Source organism: Xanthomonas sp. NCPPB 1067, assembly GCF_020783795.1.
Classification (GTDB): domain Bacteria; phylum Pseudomonadota; class Gammaproteobacteria; order Xanthomonadales; family Xanthomonadaceae; genus Xanthomonas; species Xanthomonas melonis.
The window spans coordinates 24,686-47,903 of the sequence record NZ_JAJGQG010000014.1 but is presented as its reverse complement, the minus strand read 5'-3'; the positions used below and the strand labels follow the sequence as shown (position 1 = coordinate 47,903).

Sequence of the window (23,218 nt, the reverse complement as noted above, 5' to 3'; positions counted from 1 at the left end):
ATGCCGCTACGCTAGCGTTCGCAAGAGGATGCGCAAAACGCACTGTCGCAGGAGTGCGACGCCAGCGTGCTCTAACCTAGCGTGTCCTAACGTATCGCCCTTCGTCATCTTGCCGTGCGTGGCGTTTGCAGCTGCTGCCCACGGCCCTCATCCCGGAGTCTCCCATGAGCCAAGCCCACGCATACGCCGCCCAGGCCGCAGACCAGCCGCTTGCCCCGTTCGTGTTCGAGCGGCGCGCGCCCGGCCCCAACGACGTGCAGATCGACATCGCTTATTGCGGTGTCTGTCACTCGGACCTGCACACCGCACGCAACGAATGGCACAACACGCTGTACCCGTCCGTTCCCGGCCACGAAATCGTCGGCCGTGTGACGGCGGTCGGCAACGCGGTGACCGGCTTCAAGGTCGGCGACCTGGCCGGCGTTGGTTGCATGGTCGACAGCTGCCGCAGCTGTGCCTCCTGCCAGGAAGGCGAGGAGCAGTACTGCGAAGCCGGCTTCACCGGTACCTACAACGGCCCGATGTTCGGTGGCGGCGAGAACACCTACGGCGGTTACTCCGACCATATCGTGGTCGACCAGAAATACGTGCTGCGTATTTCGCACACCGACAACCTGGCCGCGGTGGCGCCGCTGCTGTGCGCCGGCATCACCACCTACTCGCCGCTGGCACACTGGAAGGTGGGCCCGGGCCAGAAGGTGGGTGTGGTCGGTCTCGGCGGCCTGGGCCACATGGGAGTCAAGATCGCCAAGGCGATGGGCGCCACGGTGGTGCTGTTCACCACCTCCGAAAGCAAGCGCGCCGATGCGCTGCGCCTGGGCGCCAGCGAAGTGGTGATCTCCAAGGACGAGGCGCAGATGGCGGCGCAGTACAACACCCTGGATTTCATCCTCAACACCGTGGCCGCGCCGCACAACCTGGACCCGTTCCTCAACGCGCTCAAGCGTGACGGCGCGATGGTGCTGGTGGGCGTACCCGAGCAGTCGCACCCGTCGCCGGCGGTGTTCAACCTGGTGATGAAGCGCCGCACCCTGGCCGGCTCGCTGATCGGCGGCATCCGCCAGACCCAGGAAATGCTGGACTTCTGCGCCAAGCACAACATCGTCTCGGACATCGAAACCATCCGCGCCGACCAGATCAACGAGGCCTACGAGCGCATGCTCAAGAGCGACGTGAAGTACCGTTTCGTGATCGATATGGCGACGTTGGATAAGGCGGCTTGATCGCATATCAATATGACGGATGCCACCGCTTGCGTCGTCGAAACGCAAGCGGTGTCGCTGAGCAACGTGTCACTGGCGGGAAGATAGGCGAAGCAGATGACTGATCTGGAAGCGTAGCTACTCATCGCGCTGTTCCAGCGGATTTGATGCTCAAACGACGTGTCAATATTGATGTCGTGACCAGCGCATGATTAAAACTATGGAGAAGACAAAACCAGCCAAGAACGTGATTGCTGCCGCATAGAGAAGTAGGACAGTCAGCCAATACGAAAACGGATCGTGAGCAGCGGCAAAAAAGCCGATGGCACAATGTCTACATGGCACCGTGCCAACTACCAATGCCTGCCATACCATTAGTGCTGGGGTTATACCTATGCAGAGCGACAAAAAACTGGCGAGGACGAGACGAGAGCGAACCTTGGGCTTGGCATATCTGCTCCAGAAGAATCGATAAGCGGCCCACATCATCGGGAATGTAGCGAAGACAAAAGCGTAAGCTGGCGACGATATTTCCATTTGGGTTTAGCTTCAATGGTGCGATCCGTCCTGGGATCAGCAGTTGAGATTGAACAGCGTAGTGATGTGGACTCTGGTGCTCAAGAGTCGGACTGCTGCTAAGCGAGTGGATCGGTACCAGGCTCGCACCCAGTCCCTCGTGAGTTTGCAGGCTGCGATCCAGAATTCCCTTTAGCCATGACTGGAAATGCGGCTATTCACTCCCACACGTCAGCACAAATTAAATCTCGCCAGGAGCTGGCGTCAATTCGAACAAACTGTTAGGTGCAGCGCCTGATATCCAATTTTCGCCAAAGAGCATGCGTGAGTGCGATAACGAAAGGAACGATGACAAGAAGATAAAAGATCTGCAGTGCCGGGACGATAAAAAAATTCCAGCCATCGGTGCGGGCATCTATTGCAATCCACCATACGTTTGGTACGGCTGAAAGTGCGACGAGAGTACACAGCACAAATAGCTTCAGCACTGGGCCCGCTTTTGATATCGGTACAAACAACGAATAAATGGCGTAAGGGGCTGCTCCAATCAATGCTGTCATTCCGAATGGAACGAGCGCTGCCAACCACTGGCCTCTCCCCGCGAAGATGGACCAGTCAACAGCCGTAGCAGTGAATGCGACAGTGAGAAGCGCGCAGCACCATGCGACGCGCCTTGCTGCCTTATCCAGATTTGGGGCGGAACTTGTCATGGCGCATAGCATACGCTCACGCCCTCACGCCGCGGCCGGCTCCTTGACCTGCGCTTTCACGCCCAGCAGCTGCACGATGCTGCCGGCCGCGTCGCGGCCTTCGGCCACTGCGGTCACCACCAGGTCGGCACCGCGCACGCAGTCGCCGCCGGCGAACAGGCGCGGGTTGCTGGTCTGGTAGGGCAGGCGGCCATTGCCGTCGGCCGGGGCGACGATGCGGCCGTTGCTGCCGGCTTCCACGCCTTGCGATGACAGCCAGTCGGGCAGGGTGGGCGAGAAGCCGAAGGCGATGATCACCACGTCCGCTTCCAGCAGCGATTCGCTGCCTTCCACCGGCACCGCGTTGCGGCGGCCGCTGGCGTCGGGCTCGCCGAGTCTGGTTTCCACCACGGTCACGCCGATGGCTTCGTCGTCGGCACCGGATTCGATCGACAGCGGCTGGCGGTTGAACAGGAAGCGCACGCCTTCCTCGCGGGCGTTGGCGACCTCGCGCGCGGAGCCGGGCATGCTGGCTTCGTCGCGGCGGTAGGCGCAGGTGACCTTGGCCGCGCCCAGGCGAATGGCGCTGCGCACGCAGTCCATGCCGGTGTCGCCGCCGCCCAGCACCACCACGCGCTTGCCGCTGAGGTCGGGCAGGGCGAGCTGGTCTTCCCAACCGGCGATCGGCCGGCCGTGCGGGTCGTTGCCGCTGACGATGCGGCTGTTCTGCACCAGGAACGGCAGCGCCGGCAACACGTTTTTCAGGTCCTGCCCGGGCAGGCCGCCGTCGGTGTAGCGGTACGCGCCGGTGCCCAGGAACACCGCATCGTATTCGCCCAGCAATTGTTCGATGCCGATGTCGCGGCCCACTTCCACGCCCAGGCGGAACTGCACGCCCATGCCTTCGAGGATCTCGCGCCGCTTGCCGATCACCGACTTGTCGAGCTTGAAGCTGGGGATGCCGAATTGCAGCAGCCCGCCGATCTGCTCATAGCGGTCGTACACCACCGCTTCGACACCGGCACGCGCCAAGCGATCGGCGCAGGCCAGACCTGCAGGACCGGCGCCGATGACCGCGACGCGGTGGCCGGTCGGCTGCACGTTGCCCAGGTCCGGGCGCCAGCCCATCTTGAAGGCGGTGTCGACGATGTATTTTTCCACCGCGCCGATGGTGACCGCGCCGAATTCCTCCAGTGTGCAGCTGCCTTCGCACAGGCGATCTTGCGGACACACGCGCCCGCACACTTCCGGCAGCGGATTGGTGGAGTGGCACAGCGCGGCGGCTTCCTCGATGCGGTTTTCCTGCACCAGCTGCAGCCACTGCGGGATGGCGTTGTGCACAGGGCACTTCCAGCTGCAGTACGGATTGCCGCAGTCCAGGCAGCGGCCGGCCTGATACTGCGCATCGGCCTTGTCGAACTTGCCGTACAACTCGCCCCAGTCGCCGGACGTGCGCAGCTCCACCGGAATGCGCGTGGGCATGGTCCGGGGCAGGTCGAGAAATTGGAAGGCTTGCTTGCGGCTCATAAGAAAATCCGTGGCTGATTCCCTTCTCCCGCGTGCGGGAGAAGGTGCCCCGAAGGGGCGGATGAGGGGGGCAGGCCACTGCCCTCACCCCCAGTCCCTCTCCCGCGCGCGGGTGAGGGGGGCAAAAACTCAGGCGGCGCGACGCAGCGATTCCGTCAACGACTCGATGCTGGCGGCCTTGGGTTTGACCAGCCAGAACTTGCCGATGTAGTCGCGGAACTCGTCCAGGATCTGCTGCGCCCAGATGCTGCCGGTCAGCTCGCGGTGGCGGCTGATCAGGGTGTGCAGGTGCTGGCGATGGTTCTCGAAGCCTTCGGCCGAGACGCGGTGGATGTCGATCAGCTCGTGGTTGTAGCGGTCCACGAAGTCGCGTTCGATATCCAGCACATAGGCCAGGCCACCGGTGAAACCGGCGCCGAAGTTCAGGCCCACCTTGCCCAGCACCAGCACCACGCCGTCGGTCATGTATTCGCAGCAGTGGTCGCCGGCGCCTTCCACCACCGCCAGCGCGCCGGAGTTGCGCACCGCAAAGCGCTCGCCGGCGCGCCCGGCCGCGAACAGCTCGCCGCCGGTGGCGCCGTACAGGCAGGTATTGCCCACGATCGGCGTGTTGCGCGCCTCGAAGCGCGCGCCGCGCGGTGGGCGTACCACCAGCCGGCCGCCGGCCATGCCCTTGCCGACGTAGTCGTTGGCTTCGCCTTCCAGTTCCAGCTGCAGGCCACCGGCGTTGAACGCGCCGAAGCTTTGCCCGGCGGTGCCGCGAAAGCGCAGGTTCAACGGCGCATCGCTCATGCCGTGGTTGCCATGCACGCGCGCGATGGCGCCGGACAGGCGTGCACCGATCGAGCGGTCGGTGTTGTGGATCAGGAAGCGATGATCGCCGCCGGTCTTGTTGGCGATGGCATCGGCGAGCAAGCCATCCATCTGCGTGGCCAGGCTGTCCGGCGATTCGTACAGGCGCTGGGCGGCGCAGTGGCTGCCGTCGTACTGCGCATGGGTGAGCAGGCGCGAGAGGTCGACCTTGACGCCCGGACGCGGGGAGACGTCCAGCTGTTCGAGCAGGTCGGTGCGGCCGACGATCTCGTCCAGCGAGCGCACGCCCAGGTAGGACAGCCACTGCCGCACTTCTTCGGCCAGCAGGCGGAAGAAATGCTCCACCCGTTCCGGCAGGCCGGTGAAGTAGCCGGCACGCAGGCGCTCGTCCTGGGTGGCCACGCCGGTGGCGCAGTTGTTGAGGTGGCAGATGCGCAGGTACTTGCAGCCCAGCACGATCATCGGCGCGGTGCCGAAGCCGAAACTGTCGGCGCCGAGCAATGCGGCCTTGACCACGTCCAGGCCGGTCTTCAGGCCGCCATCGGTCTGCAGGATGGTGCGTTCGCGCAGGTCGTTGGCCACCAGGGCCTGGTGCGACTCGGCCACGCCCAGTTCCCACGGCACGCCGGCATAGCGGATCGAGCTGACCGGGCTGGCACCGGTGCCGCCGTCATGGCCGGACACGGTGATCAGGTCGGCGCCGGCCTTGACCACGCCGGCGGCGATCGTGCCGACACCGGCATGGGCCACCAGCTTCACCGACACCAGCGCGCTCGGGTTGACCTGCTTGAGGTCGTAGATCAGCTGGGCCAGGTCTTCGATCGAATAGATGTCGTGATGCGGCGGCGGCGAGATCAGGCCGATGCCGGGCTTGGCGTAACGCAGCCGGGCGATCAGCTCGTTGACCTTGTGGCCGGGCAACTGGCCGCCTTCGCCGGGCTTGGCGCCCTGGGCGACCTTGATCTGCAGCACTTCGGCATTGACCAGGTACTCCGGGGTCACGCCGAAGCGGCCGGAGGCCACCTGCTTGATCTTGGAGCGCTTCTCGGTGCCGTAGCGGGCCGGGTCTTCGCCGCCTTCGCCGGAGTTGCTGCGTCCGCCCAGGCGGTTCATCGCAATGGCCAGCGCCTCGTGCGCCTCGGGCGACAACGCGCCCAGGCTGATCGCGGCGCTGTCGAAGCGGCGCAGCACGTCCGATGCAGGCGCCACCTCGTCCAGCGGGGTCGGGGTGGTGGCACGCTTGAGCTGCACCAGGTCGCGCAGCGTGGAAGCCGGGCGCGCATGCACCGCGTCCACGTACTTCTGCCAGTCGCCGGCGTCGCCGGTGCGGGTGGCGCGCTGCAGCGTCATGACCACGTCGGGGTTGTACATGTGGTACTCGCCGCCGTGCACGTACTTGAGCAGGCCGCCCACTTCCGGCTTGAGCTGGTCGTTCCAGGCGCGTGCGGTGAGCTCGCGCGCCTCGGTGTCCAGCCGCGCCAGGCTCACGCCGCCGATGCGCGCGGGCGTCTCGGCAAAGCACAGTTCCACCACGTCCGGATCCAGCCCGACGATTTCGAACAGCTGCGCGCCGCGGTAGCTGGCGATGGTGCAGATGCCCATCTTGGAGATGATCTTGGACAGGCCCTTGTAGATACCCTTGCGGTAGCGGCGGCCGATCTGCGACTGCTCGCCGCCCTTGCTCAGCTGCAGGATGCCGCGCCGGCCCAGGTCGAACAGGGTCTGGTAGGCCAGGTACGGATACACCGCGGTGGCGCCGACACCGAGCAGGCAGGCCATGTGGTGGGCATCGCGCGCGGTGCCGGTCTCGATGATCAGGTTGACGTCGCAGCGCAGGCCCACCTTGCACAGATGGTGATGCACCGCGCCGGTGGCCAGCAGCGCATGCGCCATCGGCCGGTCCGGCACCGGGTAACGGTCGGACAGCAGCAGCATGACCGCGCCATCGCGCGCGGCGGCCTCCACTTCCTGGCAGATGCGTTCCAGCCCGGCCTTGAGCCCTTCCTCCACGCTGTAGGACAGGTCGATCAGGCGGTTGCGCTCGACGTACTGCTCCATCTTGAGCAGCTGGCGCAGTTTGCGCTGGCTGAGTACCGGCGAGTTGAGGATGACGTGGTTCACCGTCTCCGCACCGGCATGGAAGATGTTGGTCTCCTTGCCGAGCTGGGTGGTGAGCGACATCGCGATGCCTTCGCGCAGCGGGTCGATCGGCGGGTTGGTGACCTGCGCGAACGCCTGGCGGAAGTAGTCGTACAGCGGCCGGGTCTGGCGGCTGAGTACCGCCATCGGGGTGTCGTCGCCCATCGAGCCGGTGGCTTCCTGCTCGGTTTCGGCCAGCGGACGCAGCACCTGCTCCACTTCCTCGGTGCTGAGCTGGAACAGTTTGTGATAGCTGCGCAGGGTCTGCTCGCTGAAGGGCTCTTCCACCAGCGAGGGGTCGATCAGTTCGGTCTGCAGATAGGTCACGCCCTGCTGCAGCCATTGCTTGTATGGCGCGCGCGCGCGGTTGATGCGGTCGATGGCGTCCGAGTCCAGCAGGTCGCCGCGCTTGAGGTCGATCGCCATCATCTCGCCCGGGCCGAGCTTGCCCTTGCGGGTGATGCGCTCGGCCGGCAGTTCCCACACACCGGCCTCGGAGGCGACCAGGAAATGGCGGTCGGAGGTCAGCATCCAGCGCGCCGGGCGCAGGCCGTTGCGGTCGAGCATGCAGGCCGCATAGCGGCTGTCGCAGGCCACGATGCCGGCCGGGCCGTCCCACGGCTCGGTGTTGAGGCCATAGAACTCGTAGAACGCGGCCAGGTCGGCGTCCTTGAACTCCAGCGACTGAGTGGCCGGCGGCACCAGGATGCGCAGCGCCTGCAGCAGGTCCATGCCGCCGGCGATCAGCAGCTCGAGCATGTTGTCCAGGCTCTGCGAGTCCGAGCCATGCATGGAGATCACCGGATCGAACTGCGCGATATCGAAGCGCGGGGTCTGCCACACCTTGCTGCGCGCCTGCGCCCAGCGACGGTTGCCTTCGATGGTATTGATCTCGCCGTTGTGGGCGAGCAGGCGGAACGGATGCGCCAGCGGCCAGCGCGGCAGCGTGTTGGTGGAAAAACGCTGGTGGAAGACAATTGCGCTGGAGGACAGGTCGCTGCGCTGCAGGTCCGGGTAGAACGTGCTCAGTTTGTCCGGCAGCACCATGCCCTTGTAGCTGATGCCATTGGGCGACAGCGTGGTGACGTAGAAGTCCTGCACGTCCTGCAGCTGCTGTTCGGCGCGGCGGCGCGCCAGGAACAATGCCAGGGTGAAGGCGTCTTCGGTCTGTTCCGCACCGGCGTCGACGAACACCTGCTCGATGCGGGGCAAGGTATCGCGCGCCAGCTGGCCGCACACGCTGTCGTCGGTGGGCACCACACGCCAGCCACGCAGCTGCGCGCCGGCGCTGAGCAACTGGCTTTCCAGCTCGGCGCGGCAACGCGCGGCCTCGGCGGCGTCCAGCGGCAGGAACACCACACCGGCCGCGTAGCGCGTGCCCAGGGCGATGCCGGCATCGCGGGCCAGCCCGCGCAGGAACGCATCGGGTTTGCGGATCAGCAGGCCGCAGCCGTCGCCGGTGAGCCCGTCGGCGGCCACGCCGCCGCGGTGGGTCATGCGCGAAAGCGCCGCAATTGCGGTGTCCACCAGCGAGCGGGAAGGCTGGTCGTCCAACTGGGCGACCATGCCGAAGCCACAGGCGTCGCGCTCGTCGCGTACGCCGTTGTAGAGACCGTGGTCGTTGAGCCCTTGGCGAGTGCGGGGGGCCATGTCTGCCTCGTTGCGATCTTGGGAGAGCGGCGACGACGTTGCACCGCTCGATCCGTGGAGCGTTTCGAAGAGGTCACCGGACGATCGACTAGACCACAGTTGATGCGGTGCCGCAATACACCGTTACAGCTGCAACGAGACCTGCCTGAATCCCTTGTGCCAGCTGGCTTGGCGCCGCTCCGGCGAGCGACGCCAGGCGGTGCCTAGCCGCAGCGAACCGAGGTGACGATGTTCTTGGCATCCACTTCCAGGTTGAGCCGTTCGCCATTGAATTCCATGGTCACCATCTGGCCGGGTTTGAGCACGCGCACCGACTTGGCGCCGGCATCGTTGCGCGCCTGTTCGCCCGCGGCGTCGGTCATGGGCTGGCCCACCAGCGACTGCACCTGGGTGGCATCGCAGCTGCCGATCGGCGGCGCTTCGGGTGCGGTGGCCGGTGCCGGTGCGGAGGCCTGCTCGGCAGCCTGCTGCGCCTTGGCGGTGACGGCTTCCTGCTCGTCCGGCTGCGGCTTGTTGCAGGCACTCAATGCGGCCAGTGCGAGCAAGCTGCAGGCCACGCGGGTGATAGGCGGGACAGTGCGCATCGATGACTCCAGCGAAGGGGAATGGCCAAGCATAAGCACAATTCGCACCACCGGCATGGCTTGCCCACACGGCGTTGGCGTTACGTTGACGCAGCCTAGTCCTGCCGCGCCCAACAATCGGGCCAACGCCTTCGACCCAGATGCAATGAAAGCCAAACGTGTTCTTCGCAATGCCGCCGCAACGGCCACCACCGCCGGCAAACTCGCTGGCGCCGCCACCGGTGCGGCAGTGGCCACGGCTGCGGTTGCGAGCGATGCGGCGGTGGCGCAGGCCAAGGCCACCGCGCGTGCAGCGGGATTGACCTATGTCAACGACCAACAGCCGGGCATCAGCCGGCGCCGCGCCGGGAAGAGCTTCAGCTACCGCAGCGCGGACGGCCAACGCATCGCCGACGCCGACACCCTGCAACGCATTCGTGCGCTGGCGATCCCGCCGGCCTATACCGAGGTGTGGATCTGCGCCAAGCCCAATGGCCACCTGCAGGCGACCGGCCGCGATGCGCGGCGGCGCAAGCAGTACCGTTACCACCCGGATTGGGCCCAGGTGCGTGGCGAAGGCAAGTTCGAACGCGTGATCGCTTTCGGTACCGCGCTGCCAACACTGCGCAGGCGACTGCGCCGCGATCTGGCGCTGCCCGGCTTCCCGCGCGAGAAGGTGCTGGGCATCGTGGTGGCGTTGCTGGCCGATACCCTGGTGCGCGTGGGCAATGCCGAGTACGCGCGCAGCAACCGTTCCTACGGGCTGACCACGCTACGCAACCGGCACATGGAGTTTCTCAAGGGCGGGCGTGCACGGCTCAAGTTCCGCGGCAAGAGCGGGCAGGAGCACGATATCGAGGTGGACGACAAGCAGCTGGTCAAGCTGATCCGCCAATGTCAGCAGCTGCCCGGGCAATCCCTGTTCCAGTATCGCGACGACGATGGTCAGCTGCAGCCGGTGGACTCGGGCGAGGTCAACGACTACCTGCGCGAGGCGATGGGCGAGGACTTCACGGCCAAGGACTTCCGTACCTGGGGCGGCACGTTGGCCGCCCTGCAACGCCTGGCCCGGCTGCCGTTGCCCGAGCGCAGCAGCGAACGTGCGCTCAAGCACGTGCAGAACGATGTCATTCGCGAAGTGGCCGACGCGTTGGGCAACACGCCCTCGGTGTGCCGCAAGGCCTATATCGACCCTTGCGTGTTCGAGGGCTGGCGCGCCGGCGAGCTGCAGGCCATGGCAACCGGCGTGCGCGGCGAGCGGCAATGGGAGGCGGCCACGCTGAAATTCCTCACCGCCTCGCGTGCCAAGCTCAAGACAACGGCAAAGGGCGCTTCGAAACGCAAGTGAGGGGGCGGGACCGGTGATCGAAAAGCCGCGATGCTTTCGATTCCCGAATCCCGAATCCCGATTCTCAGCCGCAATAGACCGCAGTGATGTTGTTGGTGGGGCCGGTTTCGATGCTGAGGTGGTCGCCGCCACTTTCGCTGGCGCCCTGCGCCGGATCGGCCAGCCCGCTGGCGGTGGTACCGCCGGTGGTGCGTTCGCCGCGGCGCACGCTGACCTGCAGGCTGTCGCTGTCCACGCGCGCGCGTTCGATGGTCTGTTTTGCCGCAGCGAGGCCGACGATGCCGCGCACTTTTTCGATGTGGCACTGGCCGGAGATGACGCCGTCGATCGGCTGCACCTGTGCTACCTGGTTGGAGGCGCAGGCCGAGAGCAACAACACGGCAGCGAGCGGAGCGAGGGTGCGGATCATCGGGGATCTCCAGCGGAAGAATGGGGCAAGCGTGAAGAACCCGTTGTTGGTGTGGCATGAAGACCGGCGGCATGTGGGCCGCACCGGGGGCGGTAACGCGGCCGATGCTCTGACGGACACAAGTGGTGACCATCCTAGAACCCATGTGTCGAGCCGGGATTCGGCCGATGTGGCCGCCATTCGTTCTGCGCGCCCGGGGTTCCGCTGCACACCAGCGTGGGCAGCGCAGGCCCGGCATGCTGTTCCCAGGTGAATGCGCGAGCATGGCGCGCACCACGCGTATGCATGGCGAACGTGGCCGATCGGAGGTGCCGGGCGTCGGCATCGTGGTCGCCGCAATCGCTCACCTTCCAACGCGGCGGCTTCATCCAGCGCATCGCCGCAGTCATCCACCAGGATCGTCCCGCATGTTCGCTGCTTCGTTACGGCTGGCCTGGAGTGTTGTCATCGGCTCGCTCGCGTTCGCCAGTGCCGCCACCGAACCACCCCGTACCACGCTGACGGTGCCCGGCCTGCAGCAACCGGCGCAGATCCGGGTGGACCGCTGGGGTGTGGCGCATATCTACGCCAGGACCGATGACGATGCCTTTTTCGTGCAGGGGTTCAACGTCGCGCGCGACCGCCTGTTCCAGCTGGACCTGCTACGTCGCAAGGGCCTGGGTCACCTGTCCGCCGCGTTCGGCCCGGGCTATGTCGACCAGGACCGTGCATCGCGGCTGTTCCTGTATCGCGGCGACATGGCCGCCGAATGGGCCAGCTACGGGCCAGACACGCGCCGCGATGTCGGCCGCTTCGTCGCCGGTATCAACGCCTACATCGCGTGGCTGGACAGCCACCCGCAGGCGCTGCCCTACGAATTCCGCACGCTCGCCTACCGCCCGGAACGCTGGGCGCCGGAAGACGTGCTGCGCATCCGCACCACGGGGCTGAGCCGCAACGTCAAGAGCGAAGTGGCGCGCGCGCAGGTGGCGTGCGAGGCGTCGTTGAAAACCGATGCGATGCGGGTGATGTTGCAGCCGGCCTGGACGCCCGCGCTGCCGGACGGGCTGGATCCCTGTCTGCCGGAGCAGGTGTTGAAGGTCTACGAACTGGCCACGCAGTCTCCCAGGCTCACCGCAGAGACACCGCTGGCGGCGCGCGAGCCGACGCGCGCTGCCATCGACGACGAGGCCAGCGCCGAAGGCAGCAACAACTGGGTGATCGCACCGTGGAAATCGGCCACCGGCCACGCGGTGCTGGCCAACGATCCGCATCGGGCCTACACCGTGCCCAGCCTGCGCTACTTCGTGCACCTCAGCAGTCCCGGCCTGGACATCATCGGCGCCGGAGAACCCACCGCGCCGGGCATCGCGATCGGGCATAACCGCACCAGTGCCTTCGGTCTGACCATCTTCAACATCGACCAGGAGGATCTGTACGTCTATCGGCTCAATCCCGACGACGATGCGGCGTACTGGTACCAGGGCAGGTGGGAGCCGCTGCGCACCGAACGCGAACTTATCGCCGTGCGGGATGCGGCGCCGGTGGAGGCGACGCTGCAGTTCACCCGCCACGGGCCGGTGGTGTACGTCGATCGCGACAGGCACCTGGCCTATGCGATCCGCTCGGCATGGAGCCAACCCGGCACCGCGCCGTACCTGGGCTCGCTGCGCTATCTGCGCAGCGCCACGTTCGCCCAGTTCCGGCAGGCGCTTGCGCATTGGGGCGCGCCCTCGGTCAACCAGGTGTATGCGGACGTGCACGGCACCGTCGGCTGGGCCACCGCAGGCATGGCCCCGCGCCGCGACCACGGCGATGGCCTGTTGCCGGTGCCGGGCGATGGTCGCTACGAATGGAATGGATTCTGGAATAGCGCCGCACTGCCGTGGTCGACCAATCCCGCGGCCGGTTTCATCACCACCTCCAACGAAATGAATCTACCGAAGGACTATCCCTACGCGCAGCGCAAGCTCGGCTTCGAGTGGGCCAACGGCGCGCGCCATGCACGCATCACCCAGGTCCTGTCGCAGCTGCCCAAGGTGAGTCTGCAGGATTCGGAGAACCTGCAGAACGACCAGGTGTCGCTGCCGGCCCAACGCCTGCTGGCCCTGCTCGAGCCGCTGCAGGCGCAGGATGCCGACACACGCGCCGCGCTCGACCTGCTGCGCGCGTGGAATGGCGAGGTGGCCGCAGGTTCTGCCGCCGCCGCACTGGAAGAAGTCTGGTTCACCCGCTATCTGGGCGCCGCCTACAAGGCACTGGCGCTGCAGCCGGCCGAGGCAGCCAGCTTCGGTGCACCCGACGCCGAAGTGCTGTTGCAGGCGCTGGAACGACCCGGCGCCGTCTTCGGTGCTGCGCCGGCGGCGCGCCGCGACCAGTTGCTGCGCGAGTCGCTGCGCAGCGCCTACCAGGCGCTGGTGGCCCTGCAGGGGCCCGATCCGGCGCACTGGCAGTGGGGCAGGCTGCACACCAACACCGTTGCGCATGCGATGAGCGCGGTGGCCGGCGCCGATCGCGCGCTGCTGGATGTGGGCCCACTCGCCAAGGGCGGCAGCCCCTACACGCCCAATCAATCCAGCTACGACCCGTCCAGCTTCCGGCAGACCATCGGCCCCTCGGCACGCCTGATCATCGACCTGGGCAACTGGGACAACTCGCGCGCGATGAATCATCCAGGCCAGTCCGGCGACCCCGCCAGCCCGCATTACCGCGATCTCGCACCGTCGTGGCTGCAGGGCAGCTACTTCCCGCTGCTGTATACGCGCGCTGCGGTCGAAGCGGCCACCGAGCAAGTGTTCGATCTACTGCCCGCTGCGGCGCATTAGCTGTCGCGCGGTGCGGCAGCTGGGTGCAACCTGCGTCTTGAGTGACGTCGAACCCCCTGGCGTATCGGACCCTACGGGACGCCCCCCTGCCATCCGACCTATTGACTACAGCTGTCGTCACGCCTACGTTAGCGACAACTGTAGTCATGGAGGTCGATATGCGCGGCAAGACGATCGGGGATCAGGAGCTGGCCCTGCTGCAATACATCGAAGAACACGGCACCGCCAGCGTCGGTGAGGTGGCCGCGGTGTTTGGCGAGGCGCGTGGATTGGCGCGCTCGACCGTGCTGACCATGATGGAGCGCTTGCGCACCAAGGGGTTTCTGCGGCGCAAGCAGGTCGCGGGGATGTACCGCTACAGCGCCACGACCGGTCAGGACGATGTGGTGCGCTCGGCAGTGGGGCAGTTCGTGGAGAAGACCCTGCAGGGCTCGGTGTCGCCGTTCGTGGCCTGGATGTCGCAACGTGCCGAGGTCAGCGATACCGAGCTGGCCGAACTGGAAGCGTTGGTTGCCAAGCTGCAGTCGCAGCGCAAGGAGGATTGAGCCATGTTCCCCTCGATCGAAGCGGTGTTATGGACGCTCGGCGCCACCAGTCTGCAGACCGCCGTCCTGGTGCTGGCGGTGTGGGGCCTGTGCCGGGGCGTGCGGCGGTTGCCTGCCGCTACCCAGGCGTGGCTATGGTGGCTGGTGGGCGTGCAGGCGGTGGTCGGCCTGGTGTGGCGCAACCCGGTGCAGCTGCCGGTACTGCCGGCGCACGCGGTGACTTCGGCGCTTGGCTCGGCCGACAGCCTGGCGCCGATGGCGACCGCCACCGCTGCGGCGGCCACGGCGGCGCATGCCGGCGCCAATGCGCAGGCCATGCAGGTCTCCTCCTGGCCCACCTGGTCTGCGGCCCTGCTGGCGCTATGGGCGGCGGGTGTGGTGTTGCTGGCGACCGGCACGGTGCGCGCGTATCTACGCAGCCGTGCCCTGGCGCGTTCGGCGCAGCCCTGCACCGATCGCGGCCTGGTGCAGGCCCTGCAACTGGCGTCCGAAGCGCATGGCCTGGCCCGCGCGCCTGCGTTACGCGTCTCGTCGCAGATCGATTCGCCGCAGTTGATCGGCCCGTGGCGGCCGGTGCTGCTGTTGCCTGCCGCGCGCTTGCCGCACATGGCCGACGACGATCTGGACATGGCGCTGACCCACGAGCTGATCCACCTGCGGCGCCGCGATCTGTGGTGGGGATTGCTGCCGGCGCTGGCCCAGCACCTGTTCTTCTTCCATCCGCTGGTGCATCTGGCCGCGCGCGAGTACGCCATTGCCCGCGAAGCGGCCTGCGATGCGGCGGTGGTCGCCGGACACCGGCACTGTCGTCATGACTACGGGCGGCTGCTGCTGCAACTGGGTGTGGCCAAGCGCCCACATGGCGGCGTGGCAAGCGCCTCGCCCTCGTTCCTCAGCCTCAAGCGGCGGTTGTCGATGTTGCAGGACACCGGCACGTTTCCGCAGCTGGGCGCGGCCATGATCCTGGCACTGGTGGCGGTCTGCGGTGTGCTGCCGTTGCGCCTGGTCGCCATGCCGGTGCCGTCGTCGCCTCCCAGCCTGCGGCCGACCGTGGTGAGTGCGCCGGCACTGCCGGCACGCGCGCAGGCTGATGCGGCCATGGCCGATCCGATGCGCGTGGTGCCTGCACCGGCGCAGCCGGCCATGCCGGCGGCCGCGCCGGCCCCGGCGACGCAGGGCATCGTCGCCACTGTGCTCGATGCGGCGCCACCCCATGGCGACGCTGCAGACCTCTTGCCTGCGGACTGGGATGCCTATGTGGAGCGGGTCACGCGCGAGGCGCTCGCCTCTGCCATGCCGCAGGCGCGCGCCGCGTTGCACGAGGCGTTCGACGCCAGCAACCGTGATGTCGAGCTGCAGCAGGACCGCATGCAGGAGGCGCAGGACGCGCTGCAGGAAGCACGCGAACAACTCGCCGCGCTCGGTCCCGAACTGGCGCAGGCCAGGCAGGACGCGCAACAGCAGACGCGTAACGCCGAGCAACAGGTTCGCGAGGCGGCGCAGCAGCAGCGCGCGGCGCAATACGCGTATGCCGCAGCAGTACGCCAGGCCGCCGAACTGACCCGGCACCAGGCCGAACTCGACAAAGAGGCGGCGCGGCAGGAGGCACGGCAGGCACGCATCGAGGCAGCGCGCGCGCGGCACGAGGCGGCGCAGGAGCAACAGGACGCCGCCGACATGCAGAACGACTAGACGGCTGCCTCCGGCGTGCCGGCGGCGCTGCGTCCAAGCGCAGGCAGCGCCGCTGGTGTCGGCAGCCACCCACTGCGTCCAGCAGGCCGGCATCGCGGGCTGGACGTCATGCAGTCAGGCATGGCCGTGCACGGCCGGCCGGCTGGATAGGCGCCGCCGCTCGCCGCGCAGCTGATCCCGCGCGAGTGTGTCCGCTCGCGGACAGCCGCTGGCATGGCAGCGCGGCCCACCCAAACCCCTTGTGTTCGCGGACAGACGACGCCAGCGGCGTCGGCAACGCCGTGGCCGTGTGACTGCTGTTTCCCTCCGCCTGCACGTCCTGCGCAGGCGGCAACCACCGTCCTGTGATTCCTAGTGGAGATCTCCGATGATCCAGACCACGTCGTCGTTGTCATACCTACGTCAGCCGCTGTTGCTGGCGCTTGCTGCCGTCGCTATTCCATTCTCGAGCCTCGCTGCCTGCGCTTGGGCGGCTACGGTGCCGCCGCTGGCGCCGTTGCCGCCGACAACGGCTGCTTCACCGATCGCGCCTGCAACGCCGTCGGCGCCGGGCGTGTTCGATCTGGCTGGTGCATCGACCGCGCCACGTCGCCATTGCGGTGTGGCCGCTGCTTCCGGCGCCGACGCCTCTGCTGTAGCCCAGGGCGATGCCTATGTGCTGGTCTACGGCGACCGCCAGACGATGCATGGCTCGCTCGACGACCTGCAGACCGCGCGCAGCTATCAGCGGCACGGGGAGCGGCTATTGTGGTTCCGCGCCGATGGGGTGGACTATCTGGTACGCAATCCCACGCTGTTGTATCGGATGGCGGCTGCGCACGCGCCCGTCCGCCAACTGGACCAGGCGCAGGCCGCACTGGACGCACGTCGGCAGGCGCTGAGCGAGCAACAGGCCGCCTTGGCCGCACAGCTGTCTGCGCAGGCGCGGCCGCGCCTTTTGCACGCCTCGACCGGCACGTTGCCCGCGCCGGTCGCTGCGGACGAACAAGCAGCCATGGCGCCGGCCGCACTGCAGGGATTGGCGCGACAGCAACGCACCCTGGCCGACCGCCAGGCCCGCCTGGCCGCCAGGCAAGCCGCCGCTTCCACACGGGCAACACGCCAGGCGCTGCAGGTGCTGCGTGATGCATTGAAGAGCGGCCTGGCCACGCGGGTCGCCGGCCAGTCGTAGTGACCGGTTTCATCATGGCAGGGCGCCGATGCCGCCGCGCTCGCCGATACTGTGCGGCAGGCAGACGGTGAGCAGGCATGACGTACCGGGTGGTGGTGTTGGGAGGGTTCGGGCATTTCGGCGCGCGTATCGTGCGGGCGTTGGCGGCCACGCCGACGATCCATGTGATCGCCGCTGGCCGGCATCCGGGGGAGGTTGCCGTGCACTGGCCCGATGCCGCACCCGGACGTATTTCGACGTGCCGGCTGGATATCGATGCCGGGGATTTCATGACGCGGCTGGCGGCCACCGGCGCCGATGCGCTGGTGCACACGGCCGGACCATTCCAGGGACAGGCCTATGCGGTGGCACGTCGCTGCCTGCAGGCCGGCATGCATTACATCGATCTGGCCGATGGCCGCGCCTTCGTGCGTGATTTTGCCGCGGCGCTGGATGCGCCCGCGCGTCAGGCGCAACGGGTCGCCATCAGTGGCGCCAGTACCCTGCCCGCGCTCTCCAGCGCAGTGGTCGATGCCTTGCTGCCGCAGTTTTCGGCCCTGCACGAGATTCGCATGGTGATCGCGCCTGCGCAGGCGACGCCGCTGGGGCTGGCCACCGTGCGCGCGGTGCTGTCGTACTGCGGCATGCCGTTCTCGTGGTGGCACGATGGCCGTTGGCAACAGGTGGTGGGCTGGGCGCAACCGGAGCGGGTGCGCTTTGCGCACCTGGCCGGGCGGCTGGCCGCGCCCTGCGATGTGCCCGACCACGATCTGCTGCCGCAGCGCTATCCCGGCGTGCGCACCGTGCAATTCCGTGCCGCGCTGGAAGTGGCATTCCTGCAGCGTTGCCTGGCTGCCATCGCCTGGCTGCGGCAGCACGGCATGCCCTTGCCGATGGAGCGGCTGGCCGCAGCGCTTGCCCGCGCCGGACGCTGCTTCGATCGCTTCGGCACCGAGCTGGGTGGCATGCGCGTGCGCTTGCGCGGCGTCGGACAGCAGGGGCTGCCGCTGCAGCTTGACTGGGACCTCACCGCGCCGATGTTGCATGGCCCGGAGATCCCGTGCTTCGCCGCCATCCTGCTGATCCGCAAACTTGCCGCCGGGCAGCCGCTGCCGGTGGGCGCACATGCCTGCATGGGGTTGTTGACGCTGGACGACTTCGAAGGCGCCTTCTCGGCCTGGCAGATGACCACCGCGGTGACACGCACGCCCGAATGAGCGCGCAGCGTACGGCGTGACGACGGCGCGCGCACGATCTCGACGCCATGCCGCCATGCCGAGGGAAGCTGCCTGCGCGACATGCGCCGCCATCCCGGCCTGCATGCCGGCGGCGTTTCACCCAGGCGCCGGATCCGACGACCGCCGCGCCCCGGCCGATGGCATGCGCGGCGGCGGCGCGTTGGCACGTATGGCGTCCGAAAACAGGGTGTGACGCAGGCCGATCAAACCCAGCAGCGCCGCATCGTGTTGCGGCCCGGGCGGCAGTGTGCCCATGCGTGCCAGTGCACTGTCCAGCCGTTCGCGTAAGGCCACCGGGCCGGGTAGCGCGCGTCTGTGCAGCGCCTGCTGCCGGTAATGCGCCGCCACATCGGCCAGGATCGCATCGATCGCTTCCACGCGCGCGTGCGGCAGGCCGTGGCGGGCACCGCGCAGCTGCAGGATGTTCAAGCCCACGCGCACTTCGCCGAGCATGTCCAGCGCCGCCAGTGCGCTGCCCTGCGGCGCCAGGGCCAGTCGCGGCGCGAGCAGGCCGAGCAGGTCGAGCATGCGCGCGGCGAACTGGTGGCGGTTCTGCGTACCTTGTCCGTCTGCGGCATCGGCCAGCGTGCGCCAGGTTTGCCGTACCAGACGGCGGGCGCTCCATTCGGCGCCGACCGAGCGAAACAGGCGCGTCAGCACCACCGCGAAGACGACTCCGAGCACCGTGCCCACCGCCGCGTTGACGAAGCCCTGGAAATCGGCGCTGTAGGTGTTCTGCAGGTTCAGCAGGATGGGGATGTTCACCACCAGCGGCAGCGCGATCATGGTGGTGGCCGGCCGCTGCAGCAAGGCGCCTAACGGCAGCAGCACCACCGCCAGCAGCAGGACCAGCACCGGGAAGTCGTGGACCGCGGGGAAGATGCCGAACAGGTAGATGCCGGCGATCGCGCTGGCCACCACCGACCACAGCAGGAACGACAACATGCCGGGGGCGGGGTCGTCGTGCGAGGCGAAGAAGGCGGCGGTCACCGCGGCCATCATGGCGCCGTTGCCGCCGCCTTCCCAGCCGATGCCGATCCACAGGACGCAGTAGGCCAGCAACGCGACCCCTGCGCTCGCCGCCGCGAACGCGATCATGCCCAGGTCGACATGCCGTGCGGACGGGTCGGGCTTCGCACGCGCTCCGCTGCGCCGCCGCGCCCAGCCGATGTGCTGCAGCAGCGGCCGGCGCGCCTGCGTCCGCTGCGTGGCGGGCTGCGTCGGTTCTGGCGAGGCCGCGCCGATGTCAGCGATCGCATGCAGCGCCGGGGGCGGGCCGCCGCTCACGACCGCCTGTTCCAGCGCACGGCAGTCCTGCCAGAGATCGAGCAGCTGCTCCAGGCGCAACAGCAGGCTGGTAAGCAGTAGATGCTGCAGGCGATCGTCCACCACCGGGCGGAATGCGGCCATGCGCGCGCGCAGCTCGGCCAGCGCGGCAGCCTCGTCGGCCGGTCCGGGCCGTTCCACCCACGTGCCCAGATCGCGCAGCAATTGCGTCAGCGCAGGCGTGGCGGCAGCCGTGGACGCCTGCAGCGCGTCCAGCCGGTCGGTGATGGAGGACAGCACCGGCAACAGCATCAGCAGGCGCGCGCGCAGCTGTTCCAGCAGTGGGGTCACCTCGGCATGGCGCGGGTCGTCGTGGTCCACGAATGCGATCAGCGCGTCGAACTGCATCAGGCTGGCCGCCAGCCGGTCACGCGGTGCCTGCGCCGGCCCGCGTTGCAGCACCTGGCGGCACCATTGCGCGGCGTCGAGCATCCAGCTGCCCACGCGCGCATCCAGCATCGGACGCACCGAGGCGGGAAACACCACCGACGCGAACAGCACCGCCATCGCCGTGCCCAGCACGATCTCTTCGCTGCGCGCCACGACCGTGTCGAAGATGCCCTCCGGTGCCGTCACCGCCGGAAAGCCGATGAAGGCGACGGTGTAGCCGGCCAGCAGGAACGCATAGCCGCGCGGGCCGCGGTCGCGCAGGGCCAGGAACAGGCACGCCGACAGCCACAGCGCCATGGCCGCGCTCAGCAACAGCGGTGTCTGCACCAGGTTGGGCAGCATCACCAGGGTCGCCGCGCCGGCCAGCAAGGTACCGAGGACGCGATACACGCCTTTGGCGCGGGTGGGGCCGAGCAGCGGTTGCGACACGATGTAGACCGTGGCCACGGCCCAGTACGGCCGCGACAGATTGCCGGCCAGTGCGATGTACAACGTCGCGATGGCCGCGGCGAAGGTCTTGACCGAGAACAGCCAGGCCTGACGGTCGCGCAACAAGGCGGTCATGGTGCAGCGGTGGGGGCAATGGTGGCGCCCTCCCACCCCCCGCCCAGGGCCAGGAACAGCTGGACCTGATCCTGCGCGACCTGCGCCTGGATCTGCGCCAGGCTGATCTCGGCCACGGCCAGGCTGCGCTCGGCATCCAGGCTGGACAGATACGGCGCCCGCCCACCCTGATACAGCTGGCGGTTCTGCGCCGCTGCCAGCGCGGCCTGCTGCTGCGCCTGCTGCAGCAGATGCAGGCGATCCAGATCCTGCGCGTAACGCGACAGCGCGGTCTGCACCTCGCGTAACGCCTGCAGTACCGCGCCATCGAACTGCGCCAGTGCGGCATCGGCACCGGCTTCGCTGGCGCGCACGCGCGCATGCGCGCCGCGGGAGGGGAGCGTCCACGCGAGCAGCGGCCCAAACGACCAGGCGCGCGTGGCGGCTTCGCCGATGTCGGCCAATTGGCCGGTGGCCCCGATCGAGCCACCCAGGCGGATCTCCGGGTACAGCTCGGCGGTCGCCACGCCGATGCGCGCGGTGGCCGCGGCCAGACGGCGCTCGGCCTGGCGCACATCCGGGCGACGCGCCAGCAACGCGCGGCCGTCGCCGATGGGAATCGGCAACTGCGGGCTGGGCGCGTGCGCGCAGCGGTCCACGCCAGGTGGTACTTCGCCCGGCGTCTTTCCGAGCAGCGCCGCCAATTGGTAGCCGGCTGCCTGGCGGCGCGCGCGCAATGGCGGCAACGCCGCTTCCAGCGTGGCCACCTGCGCGGTGGCGCGCGCCAGATCCGGCGGCGTTGCGCGGCCGGCGGCGATCATGCGTTGGGCCACCGTGCGGCTGCGCTGCTGCACCTGCAGCGCATGCTCGGCCACCCCCAGTTCATGGTTGGCGTTGCAGATCTCCACATAGCTGGCGGCGACCTGCGCAGCCACGTTGACGCGCGCCAGGTCGATCGCCGCCTGTGCCGCCTCGGTGTCTGCATGCGCGGCTTCGGCGCCGCGCTGCAGCTTGCCGAACAGGTCGAGCTGGTACGACACCCCGAACTTGCCATCGGCGAGGTCGAGCACGGGCAGCTGCTCCCGTTGCAGGAACGCCTGGGCGGAAAGCTGCGCGCGGCTGGCCCCGGCATCGGCCGTGTACTCGACGCCGCCGGCGTCCAGCGCCTGTTCGTACACCGCCGCCGCGCGCCGCAGGTTGGCGCCGGCCACCTTCAGGTCGCTGTTGTCGCGCAGCGCCTGTTCGATCAGGCCATCCAGCAACGGATCCTGGTACAGCGCCCACCAGCGTGCCGGCAGCGGTGCACCGGGCTGCACCCGGTCGTTGCCGGTGTCCACGAAGCCGGCATTGGCGGCCGGGCGCCTGGCGGCGGCGTGGTCGGGCACGGCGTAGTCCGGACCGACCGTGCTGCAGGCGGCAAGGCCGGCGATGACAGCGCTCAGGACAACCGGGCGCAGGCGGTTCACGGCGTCGCCCCGGCCGGCGCATGCCCCGGTGCCGCCACCGGCGCGCCGTGCGCGGCGTCGGGCAGGATCGACACCGTCGCCGTGCGCCCGGCGATCAGACGGACCTGGTCCGGTACCGCGTCCAGTGCGATGCGCACCGGAATGCGTTGCGCCAGCCGCACCCAGTCGAAGGCCGGAGTGACATTGGGCAGCGCACCGGCATCGCCGCTGCGGTAGCGATCCTCGATCCCGGCGGCGATGCTCTGCACGTGGCCGTGCAACGCCGCCGGTTCGCCCATCAGGTGCACCTCCACGCGCTGGCCCGGATGCACCCCGCGCAAGCGGGTTTCTTCGAAATAGCCATCCACGCGGAACGCGCCGGTCTCCAGCACCGCCAGCACCGGGCGCCCGGCGCTGACGTAGTCGCCCACGCGCACGGTGCGATCGCTGACATGGCCGTCGGTGGGGCTGCGCACCTGCGTGCGATCGAGGTTGAGCTGGGCCAGCGCGAGCGCCGACTGCGCAGCGGCCACCGCGGCTTCGGCCTTGCGCACCTCGGAGCGGCGCATCTCGGCGTCCTCGGCGGCCACCAGATCCTGCAGGTGGCGATCGCGTGCGCTCTCGCGGCGCAGCTGGGTCAGCGTGGCCTGCCGTTCGGCCAGCGCGGCGCGGGCCTGCTGCAGCGCGATCGCATAGCGCGCGCGGTCGACCACGAACAGTACCTGCCCGCGCGCGATCGGCTGGTTGTCGGCCACTGCCACCGATTCCACCAGCCCCGACACATCCGGCGCCACCTGCACCACATCGGCGGCCACGTGCGCATCGCGCGTCCACGGCGCTTCCATGTAGTAGCGCCATAGCTGCTGCAGCACCCATCCCGCCACCGCCACCGCCACCATCGCCAGCGTCAGCAAGGCCGGCGCGGCGGCCTTGATCCACTTGTTCACCATTGCATCCACCGCATCAGAGAAAACAGGCCACCCAGCAACACCACATACAGCGACAGGTTGAACAGCGCCGGATGCCAGATGTGGCGATACGCACCGGCCCGGGCCAGCAGCGCGCCGATGGCGCAGTTGAGCAGATAGGCCAGCGTCATCAAGGCCAGCAGGGTGGGAACGAACACACCGTGGAGATCGAATTCGCCGTACATCGGTGACTTCCTGGAAAAGAAAAACGACGGTGCCGGCCTGCGCAGCGTCCGCCTGGTTCCGCACGCCGCCGGACAC

16 protein-coding genes are annotated in these 23,218 nt (G+C 68.1%); 7 read left to right on the top strand and 9 right to left on the bottom strand.

Annotation, left to right across the window (positions count from 1 at the left end; genetic code table 11):
* Nucleotides 1–164: 164 nt before the first annotated feature.
* Nucleotides 165–1,223, top strand: coding sequence for an NAD(P)-dependent alcohol dehydrogenase (locus tag LL962_RS12205; protein WP_228317076.1), 1,059 nt, complete (start codon nucleotides 165–167; stop codon nucleotides 1,221–1,223).
* A 776-nt stretch (nucleotides 1,224–1,999) separates the two neighbouring features.
* Here the strand turns inward: LL962_RS12205 and LL962_RS12200 are convergent.
* From LL962_RS12200 to LL962_RS12185, 4 genes are all read right to left on the bottom strand, one after another.
* Complete coding sequence (locus LL962_RS12200) at nucleotides 2,000–2,278, bottom strand: hypothetical protein (protein WP_228317075.1); 279 nt, start codon at nucleotides 2,276–2,278, stop codon at nucleotides 2,000–2,002.
* Between the two features lie 174 nt (nucleotides 2,279–2,452).
* Entirely contained in the window at nucleotides 2,453–3,934 is a 1,482-nt protein-coding gene (locus tag LL962_RS12195; protein WP_228317074.1) for an FAD-dependent oxidoreductase, read from the bottom strand.
* Between the two features lie 129 nt (nucleotides 3,935–4,063).
* Nucleotides 4,064–8,536, bottom strand: coding sequence for a glutamate synthase large subunit (gene gltB / locus LL962_RS12190; RefSeq protein ID WP_228317073.1), 4,473 nt, complete (start codon nucleotides 8,534–8,536; stop codon nucleotides 4,064–4,066).
* 203 nt (nucleotides 8,537–8,739) lie between these two features.
* Nucleotides 8,740–9,120 carry an I78 family peptidase inhibitor gene (locus LL962_RS12185; protein WP_228317072.1) on the bottom strand — a complete coding sequence of 127 codons (381 nt, stop codon included), beginning with the start codon at nucleotides 9,118–9,120 and terminating at the stop codon, nucleotides 8,740–8,742.
* Nucleotides 9,121–9,175: 55 nt separating this feature from the next.
* On the opposite strand from LL962_RS12185, the gene LL962_RS12180 reads away from it, so the two are divergent.
* Complete coding sequence (locus tag LL962_RS12180) at nucleotides 9,176–10,447, top strand: DNA topoisomerase IB (RefSeq protein WP_228317071.1); 1,272 nt, start codon at nucleotides 9,176–9,178, stop codon at nucleotides 10,445–10,447.
* Nucleotides 10,448–10,511: 64 nt separating this feature from the next.
* On the opposite strand, the gene LL962_RS12175 is transcribed toward LL962_RS12180, so the two are convergent.
* Nucleotides 10,512–10,856, bottom strand: a complete 345-nt coding sequence (locus tag LL962_RS12175; protein WP_228317070.1) for a hypothetical protein — start codon at nucleotides 10,854–10,856, stop codon at nucleotides 10,512–10,514.
* A gap of 407 nt (nucleotides 10,857–11,263) precedes the next feature.
* Between LL962_RS12175 and LL962_RS12170 the strand changes: the two genes are divergently transcribed.
* The 5 genes from LL962_RS12170 (at nucleotide 11,264) to LL962_RS12150 (ending at nucleotide 18,264) form a co-directional block, all read left to right on the top strand.
* Entirely contained in the window at nucleotides 11,264–13,660 is a 2,397-nt protein-coding gene (locus LL962_RS12170) for a penicillin acylase family protein (RefSeq protein WP_228317069.1), read from the top strand.
* Between the two features lie 146 nt (nucleotides 13,661–13,806).
* Nucleotides 13,807–14,205, top strand: a complete 399-nt coding sequence (locus tag LL962_RS12165; RefSeq protein ID WP_208621470.1) for a BlaI/MecI/CopY family transcriptional regulator — start codon at nucleotides 13,807–13,809, stop codon at nucleotides 14,203–14,205.
* 3 nt (nucleotides 14,206–14,208) lie between these two features.
* Entirely contained in the window at nucleotides 14,209–15,897 is a 1,689-nt protein-coding gene (locus LL962_RS12160; RefSeq protein WP_228317068.1) for a M56 family metallopeptidase, read from the top strand.
* Between the two features lie 601 nt (nucleotides 15,898–16,498).
* Nucleotides 16,499–17,068: a hypothetical protein gene (locus LL962_RS12155; RefSeq protein WP_230439679.1), complete on the top strand. Its 570-nt coding sequence runs from the start codon at nucleotides 16,499–16,501 to the stop codon at nucleotides 17,066–17,068.
* Nucleotides 17,069–17,145: 77 nt separating this feature from the next.
* The gene (locus LL962_RS12150; RefSeq protein WP_104588169.1) at nucleotides 17,146–18,264 is read left to right on the top strand and encodes a saccharopine dehydrogenase family protein; all 1,119 of its coding nucleotides are present in this window, start codon (nucleotides 17,146–17,148) and stop codon (nucleotides 18,262–18,264) included.
* A 117-nt stretch (nucleotides 18,265–18,381) separates the two neighbouring features.
* Here the strand turns inward: LL962_RS12150 and LL962_RS12145 are convergent, their stop codons facing one another.
* The 4 genes from LL962_RS12145 to LL962_RS12130 are packed head-to-tail and all read right to left on the bottom strand — an operon-like array spanning nucleotide 18,382 to nucleotide 23,142.
* On the bottom strand, nucleotides 18,382–20,565 hold the full coding sequence (locus tag LL962_RS12145; RefSeq protein WP_228317066.1) for an FUSC family protein: 2,184 nt from the start codon (nucleotides 20,563–20,565) through the stop codon (nucleotides 18,382–18,384).
* Nucleotides 20,562–22,010, bottom strand: coding sequence for an efflux transporter outer membrane subunit (locus tag LL962_RS12140; protein ID WP_228317065.1), 1,449 nt, complete (start codon nucleotides 22,008–22,010; stop codon nucleotides 20,562–20,564). Before LL962_RS12140 ends, LL962_RS12145 begins: the two co-directional genes overlap by 4 nt.
* Nucleotides 22,007–22,936: an efflux RND transporter periplasmic adaptor subunit gene (locus tag LL962_RS12135; protein WP_228317064.1), complete on the bottom strand. Its 930-nt coding sequence runs from the start codon at nucleotides 22,934–22,936 to the stop codon at nucleotides 22,007–22,009. The genes LL962_RS12140 and LL962_RS12135 overlap by 4 nt, the downstream gene beginning before the upstream one ends.
* Entirely contained in the window at nucleotides 22,933–23,142 is a 210-nt protein-coding gene (locus LL962_RS12130; protein WP_228317063.1) for a DUF1656 domain-containing protein, read from the bottom strand. Before LL962_RS12130 ends, LL962_RS12135 begins: the two co-directional genes overlap by 4 nt.
* Nucleotides 23,143–23,218 lie beyond the last annotated feature (76 nt).

Bases quoted from the DNA above. Each gene is read 5' to 3' on its own strand.
- LL962_RS12205 (WP_228317076.1), top strand. From the start codon at position 165: ATGAGCCAAGCCCACGCATACGCCGCCCAGGCCGCAGACCAGCCGCTT.
- LL962_RS12200 (WP_228317075.1), bottom strand. From the start codon at position 2,278: ATGACAGCATTGATTGGAGCAGCCCCTTACGCCATTTATTCGTTGTTT.
- LL962_RS12195 (WP_228317074.1), bottom strand. From the start codon at position 3,934: ATGAGCCGCAAGCAAGCCTTCCAATTTCTCGACCTGCCCCGGACCATG.
- gltB (WP_228317073.1), bottom strand. From the start codon at position 8,536: ATGGCCCCCCGCACTCGCCAAGGGCTCAACGACCACGGTCTCTACAAC.
- LL962_RS12185 (WP_228317072.1), bottom strand. From the start codon at position 9,120: ATGCGCACTGTCCCGCCTATCACCCGCGTGGCCTGCAGCTTGCTCGCA.
- LL962_RS12180 (WP_228317071.1), top strand. From the start codon at position 9,176: ATGGCTTGCCCACACGGCGTTGGCGTTACGTTGACGCAGCCTAGTCCT.
- LL962_RS12175 (WP_228317070.1), bottom strand. From the start codon at position 10,856: ATGATCCGCACCCTCGCTCCGCTCGCTGCCGTGTTGTTGCTCTCGGCC.
- LL962_RS12170 (WP_228317069.1), top strand. From the start codon at position 11,264: ATGTTCGCTGCTTCGTTACGGCTGGCCTGGAGTGTTGTCATCGGCTCG.
- LL962_RS12165 (WP_208621470.1), top strand. From the start codon at position 13,807: ATGGAGGTCGATATGCGCGGCAAGACGATCGGGGATCAGGAGCTGGCC.
- LL962_RS12160 (WP_228317068.1), top strand. From the start codon at position 14,209: ATGTTCCCCTCGATCGAAGCGGTGTTATGGACGCTCGGCGCCACCAGT.
- LL962_RS12150 (WP_104588169.1), top strand. From the start codon at position 17,146: ATGACGTACCGGGTGGTGGTGTTGGGAGGGTTCGGGCATTTCGGCGCG.
- LL962_RS12145 (WP_228317066.1), bottom strand. From the start codon at position 20,565: ATGACCGCCTTGTTGCGCGACCGTCAGGCCTGGCTGTTCTCGGTCAAG.
- LL962_RS12130 (WP_228317063.1), bottom strand. From the start codon at position 23,142: ATGTACGGCGAATTCGATCTCCACGGTGTGTTCGTTCCCACCCTGCTG.